Source organism: Bradyrhizobium erythrophlei (assembly GCF_900142985.1).
Classification (GTDB): domain Bacteria; phylum Pseudomonadota; class Alphaproteobacteria; order Rhizobiales; family Xanthobacteraceae; genus Bradyrhizobium; species Bradyrhizobium erythrophlei_B.
Genome location: NZ_LT670849.1, coordinates 1,405,039 through 1,416,444, shown reverse-complemented (window position 1 = coordinate 1,416,444; position 11,406 = coordinate 1,405,039). Strand labels below are relative to the sequence as shown.

10 protein-coding genes are annotated in these 11,406 nt (G+C 61.4%); 5 read left to right on the top strand and 5 right to left on the bottom strand.

From position 1 onward, the window contains the following. Positions 1 to 17: 17 nt before the first annotated feature. Positions 18 to 389, top strand: coding sequence for a hypothetical protein (locus tag BUA38_RS36515; RefSeq protein ID WP_072817223.1), 372 nt, complete (start codon positions 18 to 20; stop codon positions 387 to 389). Between the two features lie 295 nt (positions 390 to 684). Next, complete coding sequence (locus tag BUA38_RS06565) at positions 685 to 1,662, top strand: TorF family putative porin (RefSeq protein WP_156898415.1); 978 nt, start codon at positions 685 to 687, stop codon at positions 1,660 to 1,662. 20 nt (positions 1,663 to 1,682) lie between these two features. On the opposite strand, the gene BUA38_RS06560 is transcribed toward BUA38_RS06565, so the two are convergent. Continuing rightward, positions 1,683 to 3,428 (bottom strand): ABC transporter ATP-binding protein/permease, encoded by a 1,746-nt coding sequence (locus tag BUA38_RS06560; RefSeq protein WP_072817222.1) that lies wholly within the window; start codon positions 3,426 to 3,428, stop codon positions 1,683 to 1,685. A gap of 379 nt (positions 3,429 to 3,807) precedes the next feature. Between BUA38_RS06560 and BUA38_RS06555 the strand changes: the two genes are divergently transcribed. Further along, entirely contained in the window at positions 3,808 to 5,472 is a 1,665-nt protein-coding gene (locus BUA38_RS06555; RefSeq protein WP_072817221.1) for an L-lactate permease, read from the top strand. Positions 5,473 to 5,608: 136 nt separating this feature from the next. After that, positions 5,609 to 6,019, top strand: coding sequence for an META domain-containing protein (locus BUA38_RS06550; RefSeq protein ID WP_083587482.1), 411 nt, complete (start codon positions 5,609 to 5,611; stop codon positions 6,017 to 6,019). 8 nt (positions 6,020 to 6,027) lie between these two features. On the opposite strand, the gene BUA38_RS06545 is transcribed toward BUA38_RS06550, so the two are convergent. The 3 genes from BUA38_RS06545 to BUA38_RS06535 all read right to left on the bottom strand — a co-directional run bounded on the left by BUA38_RS06545 (position 6,028) and on the right by BUA38_RS06535 (position 9,469). Beyond that, entirely contained in the window at positions 6,028 to 7,224 is a 1,197-nt protein-coding gene (locus tag BUA38_RS06545; RefSeq protein ID WP_072825888.1) for a hypothetical protein, read from the bottom strand. A gap of 142 nt (positions 7,225 to 7,366) precedes the next feature. Beyond that, entirely contained in the window at positions 7,367 to 9,001 is a 1,635-nt protein-coding gene (groL, locus tag BUA38_RS06540) for a chaperonin GroEL (RefSeq protein ID WP_072817220.1), read from the bottom strand. A 171-nt stretch (positions 9,002 to 9,172) separates the two neighbouring features. After that, positions 9,173 to 9,469: a co-chaperone GroES gene (locus tag BUA38_RS06535; RefSeq protein ID WP_072817219.1), complete on the bottom strand. Its 297-nt coding sequence runs from the start codon at positions 9,467 to 9,469 to the stop codon at positions 9,173 to 9,175. Between the two features lie 326 nt (positions 9,470 to 9,795). Here BUA38_RS06535 and BUA38_RS06530 point away from each other — a divergent pair, with 326 nt between their 5' ends. Continuing rightward, entirely contained in the window at positions 9,796 to 10,311 is a 516-nt protein-coding gene (locus BUA38_RS06530; RefSeq protein WP_072817218.1) for a hypothetical protein, read from the top strand. A gap of 172 nt (positions 10,312 to 10,483) precedes the next feature. Here BUA38_RS06530 and BUA38_RS06525 read toward each other — a convergent pair whose 3' ends face one another. Further along, positions 10,484 to 11,254 (bottom strand): protein phosphatase CheZ, encoded by a 771-nt coding sequence (locus tag BUA38_RS06525; RefSeq protein WP_072817217.1) that lies wholly within the window; start codon positions 11,252 to 11,254, stop codon positions 10,484 to 10,486. Between the last annotated feature and the right edge of the window lie 152 nt (positions 11,255 to 11,406).

The window sequence follows — 11,406 nt, the reverse complement described above, 5'->3', positions numbered from 1 at the left end:
CGCAACAGGAGGACTAGATGGCTAAAGCGAAGAAGAAGAAAGGCAAGAAGGCGAAGAAAGCGAAAAAGGTTCTCGCCGCAAAGAAGAAGTCCGCGAAGAAAGCGGTGAAGAAGTCCGCGAAAAAATCTGCGAAGAAGGCCAAGAAGGCCGTGAAGAAGTCGGCCAAGAAGGCCGCGACAAAGACCGCCAAGAAAGCAGCCAAAAAGGCCGCTCCGAAAAAGAAGGCTGCGGCGACGAAGGCCGCGCCCGCCGTGACGCACGCGCCGGAACACGAGACGCCGACCCCGAGCCACAGCTGGGCGACGCCAACCCACCACGAGGAGCCCGCAGCTGCACCATCGTGGGAACACTCCAGCCACCACTCGTCGGGTGACGACCACGGAAACTAGTTAGCCGGCCATCGCCGACAAAAATTGAAGGGCCGCAGCGTCTCGTCGCTGCGGCCTTTATCTTTTGTCTTTTGCTGCCCCTCGATGGCGGCCGTCGTTCCTCGAGCGGCGATTTGTGTTCAGATTACAACAGCTTGCTGTAATTTCCGCCGATCCGCCAAATGGACGAAAAACGATGCAGATGATTATGTTTTAATCTTTATTAATCATAGCAATCCTGTGCCGGATGAGTTCGCGGGATGGCTCTGCGTTTCGATTCCGGGCGCCAACGCTGACAACCACGGATGGGCTGCTGATGAGAATGTTCGTGATGGCCGCCGGGTTGGTTGCGATGTCGGGGCAGGCTTTGGCGGCCGACTTGCCCCTGAAGGCCGCGAAGGCGCCGGTGCCGGCGTTCGATCCCTGGGATATTGCGTTCGGCGGCGCCGTCATGAGCGACTATGTCTTCCGCGGCATCACGCAGTCGAACCACCAGCCGTCGGTCGCCGCCTATTTCGAGCCGCGCTACAACGTCAACAAGGACCTGCAGCTCTATATCGGCACCTCCGCCGAGAGCATTTCCTTTGCGAACCATGCCGCCGCGGAGATCGATATTTACGGCGGCGTTCGTCCTACCTTCGGCGCCGTGGCGCTGGACTTCGGTCTGTGGGGCTATCTCTATCCGGGCGGGCAGTGCCAGGAGAGTTTCCCCGGCGGGGTTGCGGTTTGCCCGCCGGGTTCACCTCTGGCGAACGGTCCTGATTTCACGCAGATCAAGAAAGACCTCAGCTTTTACGAGGGCTATGCCAAGATCAACTGGACGATCAACGACAGCTTTGCGCTCGGCGCCAACGAATATTACACGCCGAGCTTCCTGAATTCGGGGGCCTGGGGCGACTACGCCTCGGTCACCGCCAAGGCGACCGCGCCGGCCAAATGGTTCGGGTCGAGCGGGGTCGGGGCCTATCTGTCGGCCGAAGTGGGACGGCAGTGGTTCGGCACCACCGACGCCTTCTATCGCGTCACGGCAGCGCCAGTCGGGATCGCTTATCCGAGCTACAACACCTGGAATATCGGCATCGCGTTCACCTACAAGGCGTTCACGCTCGACCTGCGCTATTCCGACACCAACCTGAGCAAGGGCGATTGCGCGGCGCTGACCAGCGCCTTCAATGCCGACATCCCCGGCAACATCACCGCGATCAATCCCAACGGCTTTGGTTCCAACTGGTGTGGTGCGACGGGCATCGTCAAGCTTTCGGCTGACCTGACGGCGATGACCAATCTGAAGTGAGCTCGTCGGCAAAGGCCCGGTCAGGGTGCCGTCTGCTTCTGCCGCGCCCGTGCGGCGAAATGGTCGCCCTCGCGCTCGAGCACGATATGGCCGTCATGAAACGCTTCGAGCGTGCTGCGATGCCCGATCGAGACCGTGGTCGTGCCCTTGAGGCGGTCGGCAAGCAGCCGATAAAGCGCGGCCTCGGACGGTTCGTCGAGCGATGCGGTCGCCTCGTCGAGGAAAAGATATTGTGGCTGGTGCAGCAGCGCGCGGGCAATGCCGAGCCGCTGCTGCTCGCCAAGCGAGAGCATCCGGTTCCAATGGGCTTCTTCCGTCAGCCGCGGTGCAAGCTGCGGCAGACCGACGGCGGTGAGTGCCTCTTCGACCAGAACCGAACTGAATGCATCCGGCTTCGCCGGATAAACGATCGCCGCCTTCAGCGTACCGATCGGAAAATACGGCCGCTGCGGCAGCATCATGAGCGTGGCGCTGGCGGGAATCGTGGCCACGCCGCCGCCGAATGGCCAGATGCCGGCAATCGCCCGAAACAGCGTTGATTTGCCCGCACCAGATGGCCCGGTGACCAGGACGTGCTCGTCGCCCTGAATGCGCAGACCGTCGACTGCAACGAGCGGTTTGCCGTTGGGCAGTTTGACCAGAAACTGCCGCAGCTCGATCGCATCGCCGCTGTCCGAAGCAGCGACCTTGATCGAAGACGTGCTCTCGGCAAGCCGGCTCGCACCGGCAATCGATTCCTCGAAGCCGTCGAGGCGCGCGGTTATCGCGCGCCAGTCGGCGAGGGCACGATAGATCGTGATGAAAAACGATAGCGCTTGCTGCACGCTGGAAAAGGCGGATGCGGTCTGCATCATGCCGCCGAGCTGGATCTTGTCGGCGAAATAGGCCGGTGCCGTCAGAACGTAGGGAAAGATCACCGCGGCTTGCGCGTAGCTCGAAGAGAACGCGGTCAGCCGCTTGGTGGTCGTCATGATCTTGTACCAGTTCCGCACCACGCGAGCGAAGCGGTCCGATAGTCGCTCCCGTTCGGCGCTCTCGCCCCGCAACAGCGCGATCTGCTCGGAGTTTTCGCGCACCCGCACCAGGTTGAAACGGAAGTCGGCTTCGTATCGCTGCTGCCGGAAAGCCAGTTGCACCAAAGGCTGACCGATCAGGAACGTCAGCCAGGTTCCGATGGTCGCATAGATCAGCGCGCCCCACACCAGGTAGCCGGGAATGTGGAATTCGTTGCCGAACATCGTCAGCGGCGACGCCGCCGACAGGCCCCACAGGATCACGACAAAGGAGCCGAGCGTCACCACCGCGTTCAAGAAGCCGACGCCGATGTTCAGTGTCTGATCGACGAACATCCTGACGTCCTCGGCGATGCGCTGGTCCGGATTGTCGGCGGCATCGCCCTGAAGCTGCATGCGGTAGTGGTTGGCCCCATGCAGCCACTGGCCGAGATAGCGTTCAGTCAGCCATTTGCGCCAGCGGATCTGAAGCCATTGATTGAGATAAAGCTGATAGACGGCGAGCCCGATATAGGCGAACGCAAGGATGCAAAAGATACCCATTTCGCGAACGAAGGCGTCCCAGCTCTTGTCCTGCAGCGCGGTGTAGAAGCGGTTGTTCCACTGGTTGAGCAGAACATTGATCCCGACCACCGTGAGTTCGATCGCAATCACCGCCGCAAGCAGCAGGCGGCCTGCGAACTTGTCTTCCGAACGGAAGTAGGGGGCTGCGATCCGCCACACGGCCGCAAGCGTCGAGCGCATATTGTTCACAGATCGTGGTCTCCGGGGGAATAGCTGCGCGGGTGAGGTGTTGGGCTGGCTGGGAGATTGATGTTCGCTGCTGGTTTGCCGCGATCCTTTTCCAGCATCCGCAACACCTTACGCGAATGTCGGTCTCTGGAACTAGACTAAAGTTGTAACATTGGCGGGATGGGTTCGCTTGTCGCCGCCTCCGAGTCAATTCTAGCATGCGGTCAATGGCGGGTGGCGGGGGGCTCTCACATTTCGCGCGTTTGTGAGCGGATTTGGCAGAGACCAAATCCGCGGGCGGAAGTCGCGCTTTTGCTGAAAGCCCCTCAAGAATTCGCGCCAGCGAGGCAGCCGTTCACGCGGGCTGGCTCGCCAAAAAAGGGCGTGGGGAGGAATCATAATGTGGAATCAGGTCTATAATCCTTTTGGCAATTCGGTGCTTTCGACGGTCGCCGCGGCGATACCTGTCGTTACGCTGTTGGTGTTGATCGCAAGCGGCAAGGTGAAGGCGCACATCGCTGCCATCATCGCGGTGATCCTGACCAACCTGATCGCGATCTTCGTCTTCACGATGCCGGCCAACCTGTCGATCCGCGCTTCGGTGCTCGGCGTGGTGGCAGGGTTCTTCCCGATCGGCTGGATCGTGCTGAATGTTATCTTTCTCTACCAGATCACGGTTGCGACCGGTCAGTTCGAGCTGTTGAAGCGCGCGGTTGGCGGCGTCACCGAAGACCGCCGGCTGCAATTGCTTCTGATCGCCTTTTCCTTCGGGGCCTTCTTCGAAGGCGCTTCGGGCTTCGGCACCCCGGTCGCGGTCACCGGCGCGGTCCTGATCGGCCTCGGCTTCTCGCCGCTTGCGGCCTCGGGCCTGTCGTTGATCGCCAATACCGCCCCCGTCGCGTATGGCGCGCTTGGCACGCCGATCCAGGGGCTCTCCCAGGTGACAGGGCTCGACCCCTATCTCCTTGGTGCGATGGTTGGCCGCCAACTGCCCGTGTTCTCGCTGATCGTGCCATTCTGGGTGGTGTGGGCTTTTGCCGGATGGAAGGGCATGAAGGACGTCTGGCCCGCCATCCTCGTCACCGGCATCTCGTTTGCGGTCCCGCAATTCGCGATCTCGAATTACATCAATCCCTGGATCGTCGACATCGGTGCGTCGCTGATTTCCATGGGCGCGCTCATTTTGTTCCTCAAGGTCTGGCAACCGAAGCAGCTCTGGCTGTCGCCGGCGCTGCGCGGCAACGATGAGTCAATGGCAACGATGGCGCCGGCCAAGCCGCTGGACAAAGCGCCGCTCTCGACCGCGCAGCTTTTCAGCGCGCTGCTGCCGTGGATCATCGTCTGTATCGTCATGCTGATCTGGGGCAACGGGTCGTTCAAGACCTGGGCGAACTCGATCTTCACCTGGAACTATCCCGTTCCCGAACTGCACAACATGATCAACAAGGTGCCCCCGGTTGCGGCTGCGCCCACCAAGGAAGCCGCCGTATTCGGCTTCACCTACCTCTCCTTCACCGGCACGGGCATGCTGCTCGCGGCCATCATCGCCGGTTTCCTGGCGGGCTTTTCGCCAGTCAGGATGGTCACGGAATACGGCCGCACGATCAAGCTTTGCGCGATTTCGTTGATCACGATCTCGGCGATGCTTGCGATCGGAACGCTGACACGGCTGTCCGGCATCGATGCGACGTTGGGTCTCGCCTTCGCCGCAACCGGAGTCCTTTATCCGTTCTTCGGCACCCTGCTCGGTTGGTTGGGTGTGGCGCTGACGGGATCGGACACGGCCTCGAATATCCTGTTCGGCAATCTGCAAAAGATCACGTCCGAGCAATTGGGCATATCCTCGGTGCTGATGGCCGCAGCGAACTCGTCGGGCGGCGTCATGGGCAAGATGATCGATGCGCAGTCGATCGTCGTCGCCTCCACCGCCACCAACTGGTACGGGCATGAAGGCTCGATCCTGCGCTTCGTGTTCAAGCATTCGATCGCGCTGGCCTGCCTGGTCGGCCTGTTCGTGATGTTGCAGGCCTATGTCTATCCGTTCACGGCCATGGTTCTGAAGTAGAGTAGGACCTCGTCAGCTCAAATCCCTCGCGTCCGGGTCCGGAAGCGGGGGATTTTTTTGCCTTTGTCAATTCTGTTCAAGCTCACGCCGGCCGACTACAACCGCGCACGATTCCAGACCACCCCCGAGGCACTGCATGTTTTCGACGCGAGGTTTTTTGAGGCTGGCAGCCGCAGCCGCCACGTTCGCCGCCTTGCCGGCTTTTCCCGCCGCCTCGGAAGAAGGCTTTCCGTTCGGTTTCGAGATGACGCTGGACGCGCTTCCGCAAGCCGGATCCAAACGAATTCCGACGCTCGAGATCGGCGACAACGGTGAGGCGAAGCTTGATCTGTGGTGCAAGAGCGGCACCGGCCAGTTCTCGGTGGCGGGCAATACCGTGATCTTCGTTCCCGGTCCGTTGCAGGACCGAGGCTGCGTGCCGGCGCGCGCGCAGGCCGATGACGAACTGATCGCCTCGCTGGGCGAAGCCACCACCTGGCGCCGGCGCGGCGATTCAGTTTCCTTTACGGGCACCAAAACGCTGCGATTCCGCCTCAACACCAACTGACGATTGAGCTACTTCCACAGCGACTTGTCGGCGTCCCAGCGTTGCGCCTTGAACTCCTTGGCCAAGGCATCGATGACGCCGTTGTCGTCCTTCTGGGTGCCTTCCTCGTCGCCACTGGCATCGTTGGCGAGGGTGAGGGCAGGGCCGGAGGTCTCGTCGGCGGTCGTGATTGAGGGACTGCTGACCCACAGGATCAGACGGTCCGATGCGCCGGGCTTCTCGGCGGCCACCAGCGCCGTCACCTCGAGCGTGTCGGTGAGACCGAGCGTCGGATAGAGTTCGTTGGGCCGCTTGAAGGTCAGCTTCAATTTGCCGTTCGACGAATTCCAGGCTGAGCTCGCGGGCTTTGCCGAAAACGCGCCCGCCAGAACATTGGCAATCGTCGCGGCAAGCTTGTCCTTGTTGAGCCGCTCGCCGTCGCGCCAGCCTGCGCTTGCGAAGCGAATCGTGCGGTCCATTTCGATGATGCCGCTGGTCCAGCCGACGGCGACCACGCCCGGCGCCTGCTTGAACTTCGCGATCAGTCCCGCGGCGCGATCCGGATCGGCGCTGAGCGTGATGGTCTGTTCACCCGCGCGCAGCACGTCGCAGGTCACACCGAGGCTGCTCAGCGAAATCTCGGTGTCCTGTCCCTTCAGGCTTTTGAGAAAATCTGCGACCGCATCGAGCTTGACGCGAACGCCGATCGCTTCCGGCGATACTTCGGTGAAATCCTTCGGCTGCGGTGTGATGCCGTCGTCGCTCGACTGGCTTTCCTGAAATTCGCGTTCGCTGAGATCGGAATTGTCGGTCGAGTTCACTTCGGTGACGACAGGCCCGATGCTGATCTGGCCCTTGAATTCGAAATTGTCGCCGGTCGGCTTTCGCGTCAGCTTGACCGTGACCGGCAGTTTGGCGCCGATGCTCTGGCTGGTGCCGGTCAGCGTCTGGCCGTTGATCGCAAGACTGACGACGAAGCGGTCCTTGCGGTCGGAGCCCTTGGCGACGGGATAGCAAACATCGAGCGTGGCGGCGGTGAGCGTCTTGCCCTGCCGCGTCTCCTTCAGGACGACGTCGGCATTGCCGTCCATCAACCCGTCGATCGCGGTGAAATACCGGACATCGTTGGCGCCGGGCGCGGCCTTCGGCGAGAGCTTCATCTGGCCGTGGGCGGTGCCGATCGAAGCTGCAACAAGAACGGTCAGGAGAAGCAAAGGCCCGCGCATCAGCACTTCCTCGAGGGGGAAACAGGTTCGGCCGCAGTTGAATCGGGCCAACTCGACCCTTCCTAGCAAAGCTCACGGCAAATCGCCAAAAAAGAAGGCCGCCCGAGGCGGCCTTCTTCGTGAGCAGGTGTTGGGTCGGCGATCAGAAACCCATGCCGCCGTGGCCGTGGCCACCTGGCGCCGCGGGAGCCGGTTCCTTCGGCAATTCCGCAACCATGGCTTCCGTCGTCACCAAGAGGCCAGCCACCGAGGAGGCGTCCTGCAGCGCGGTGCGCACCACCTTGGCCGGGTCGATGATGCCCTTGGCGACCATGTCGACATATTCTTCGGTCTGGGCATCGAAGCCAAACGTCTCCGACTTTTCTTCAAGAATCTTGCCGACGACGATCGAACCTTCGACGCCGGCATTTTCCGAAATCTGCCGGATCGGAGCTTCCAGCGCCTTGAGCACGATGTTGATGCCGGCCTGCACATCCGAATTGTCGTTGTGGATGCGTCCTACAGCCTTCTTGGCGCGCAGCAGCGCCACGCCGCCGCCCGGCACGATGCCTTCCTGCACGGCGGCACGCGTCGCGTTCAGCGCATCCTCGACGCGATCCTTCTTTTCCTTGACTTCGATCTCGGTCGCGCCGCCGACGCGGATCACCGCGACGCCGCCCGCGAGCTTGGCCAGGCGCTCCTGGAGTTTCTCGCGGTCATAGTCGGAGGTGGTTTCCTCGATCTGGGCCTTGATCTGGTTGACGCGGGCCTCGATGTCCTTCTTCTTGCCTGCGCCGTTGACGATCGTGGTGTTCTCCTTGTCGATCACGATCTTCTTGGCGCGGCCAAGCATCTGCACGGTCACGTTTTCGAGCTTCATGCCGAGGTCATCGGAGATCAACTGGCCGCCGGTGAGGATGGCGATATCTTCCAGCATCGACTTGCGGCGATCGCCAAAGCCCGGCGCCTTGACGGCCGCGACCTTGAGGCCGCCGCGCAGGCGGTTGACGACCAGCGTCGCGAGCGCTTCGCCCTCGACGTCTTCGGCGATGATCAGGAGCGGCTTGCCCGACTGCACCACGGCTTCCAGCACCGGCAGCATCGCCTGAAGGCCGGACAGCTTCTTCTCGTGTAGCAGCACGTAGACGTCTTCGAGCTCGGCGGTCATTTTTTCGCCATTGGTGACGAAATAAGGCGACAAATAACCGCGGTCGAACTTCATACCTTCGACGATGTCGACTTCGGTCTCGAGCGACTTGTTTTCCTCGACCGTGATGACGCCTTCGTTGCCGACCTTCTGCATCGCTTGCGCGATCATCTTGCCGATCGCGGCATCGCCGTTGGCGGAGATGGTGCCGACCTGGGCGACTTCGGCAGAGGAGGCAACCGGCTTGGCGCGCTTCTCGATATCCTTCACGACGGCGATCACCGCGGTGTCGATGCCGCGCTTCAGGTCCATCGGGTTCATGCCGGCGGCAACGGCCTTGGCGCCTTCGCGCACGATGGCCTGGGCCAGCACGGTCGCGGTGGTGGTGCCGTCACCGGCGGTGTCGTTGGTCTTGGAGGCGACCTCGCGCAGCATCTGCGCGCCCATGTTCTCGAACTTGTCCTCGAGTTCGATCTCCTTGGCGACGGTGACGCCGTCCTTGGTGATACGCGGGGCGCCGAAGCTCTTCTCGATGACGACGTTGCGGCCCTTGGGGCCGAGCGTCACCTTGACGGCATTGGCGAGAACATCGACGCCGCGCAGCATACGCTCACGCGCGTCTCCGGAAAATTTGACGTCCTTGGCAGCCATGATCCTAACTCCTCAAATTGGAAGATCTGTTTCTTGCCGCGTCGTTCACATCGTCATTGCCGCCCTTTTGAGCCGGCAATCCTGTATTGGAGAGGGAGGATGCCCGGCTATGAGGGCCGGGCACGACGCCTTAAAGTGCACGCCGAGGCGGGTACAATCGAAAGCGGTGGCTCAGGCCAGCACGCCCATGATGTCGCTTTCCTTCATGATCAAGAGTTCCTCACCGTCGATCTTGACCTCGGTGCCGGACCACTTGCCGAACAGGACGCGATCGCCGACCTTCAGGTCGATCGGGATCAGCTTGCCGGCTTCGTCGCGGCCGCCGGGTCCCACCGCCGTGATTTCGCCCTGCGAGGGCTTTTCCTTGGCGGTGTCGGGAATGATGATGCCGCCCTTGGACTTCTGTTCAGCGTCGATACGTTTGACCACGACACGGTCATGCAGTGGGCGAAATGTGGTTTTAGCCATGACGGTTCCTTTGGAGGCCTGATTCTGCTGGTGATCTGCCGTCGAAAGCAGCCTTGGAATACGTGCGTATTCGATACCGTCGAGGCAGCCTATTCTGTTATCCTGGCAATCAAGCGTCTAGACTGCCAATTGCGCGACTGGGCAATATGGCCTCGCCGCGATCCTGTCAAGCAAACGGAGATTAAGGCGTTGGTGAGGCTCATATAGGTATGCTTTGGGAAACCATATCGGCGTGTCGGCGTAGTTTGCATGACGTCGTTGCTAGGTCAGGGTTTTTGCGCTTGGCTGCGGGCCGGGTGCGGCCGCGGATTTGCTTGGGGGAGAACATGATCAGTTCAGGTGGCGCGCGGACGGCTGCCAATCTAGGGATCGTCTCGATGATGACGGTCTTCCTGGGGGCGTGCAGCAGCATGAGTCTGCCCTCCTTTTCCTCATCCCCGTCGGTGGCGCCGGAGCCGGCGCCTACGCCTGAAATGCCAGCGAGCATTCGCGGCGACGAGATCGTCGGCAAATGGGGGCTGGCCTCGTTCCAGAATCCCAACGACCGTGCGCGCACGGAAGCCGCCGCAAAGGCGCAGTGCAAGCAGCCTTACGTGATTGGAGCCGGCGGCAGCGGCGGCGTCATCATGCACCTCGCCGATCAGGCAACGCCGCAGGAGTTGCGCCTGAAGGGCAGCCCGAGCGGCAAGAATTACATCGGTCCACCCGGACCTGCCGGCGGCGAACAGGACCGCGAGATCGTCTCTTTCGACGGCCGGGTCCTGATCACCCGCTTCATCGACAAGGACGCGGCGACCCGTTACGGCAACATGGTCTACGTCCGCTGCGCGCCGCGCGCCTGACGGCGGGCAATCTCTTACGTCATTGCGAGCGAAGCGAAGCAATCCAGATCCGTGCATGGGACTCTGGATTGCCGCGTCGCTTCGCTCCTCGCAATGACGGGGAGAGGGCGGTGCCCGAAACACAAACGCCGGCTTCACGCCGGCGTTTTTCTTTGGCAGTCGGGAAATTCGTTCAGTCGAACAGCGCGTCGATATCGTCCTGCGAGGCGTGGCCGACGTCGCCTTCGAGCTTCGGACCGTTGAGCAGCTTGGCATCGCCCTCGCGGGTATCGACGATCGGCGGCGCATGCGCCTTGATGGCGTCGACGCCGCCCCAGATGTCCATCATGACGGTGATGTGATGCTCGATGAACTTCATCGTAGTCATCACTTTCTTGATGCGCTGGCCGGTGAGGTCCTGGAAGTTGCAGGCCTCGAAAATGGAGACGACGCGCTCCTGGATCTCTTCGCTCAGTAATTTCTGCTGATCCGGCGACGTGACCTTGCTGAGCGCCGTGGCGGCATTGTCGATCGCTTCGGTGGCCTCGAGGATCTGCTGGGTGGCTTCTTCGGTGCCGCCGACGACGGCGCCGAGTTCGCCGTTGACCTTGGCCATTTCCTCGCCGTTGAAGCTGTTGCCGTGCAGCACGGCGATTTCGCGCTTGGTCCGGGTAATGGCGTCATAGATCAGGTCGAGTTCGACCTTCAGCTTCTCGCACTGTTCGATCTGGGCCCTATAGGAATCAAGCATTGCCTGTGCCTCTGCGGCTTCGCGCGTTGCGGCTTCGCCGATTGTCTCAGCCATGGCGCTCGCGCGTGGTGCGGCCATCTGGGCGCGGATTGCGCGCAATTCGTTCATGACCTCGCGGTGCATGGGGCCTAGTTCGGTATCGACCTCGGGCGGCAACTGAATATCCCCGGAGATAGCTTCCTCGATGCGAAAACGTCTGCGATGAACCGGCATAGGAATGTCCCTGACCCCTTTATTCCGACGTGTTTTAAAGCAGACCAGATTTAACATGAGGTTCACGCCGGAACCGGCATGCAAGAGATGACTCCGCACACCAACGATTAACCATGTGCCTTTTCGTTCACGGAAAATAAACACTACCGGAC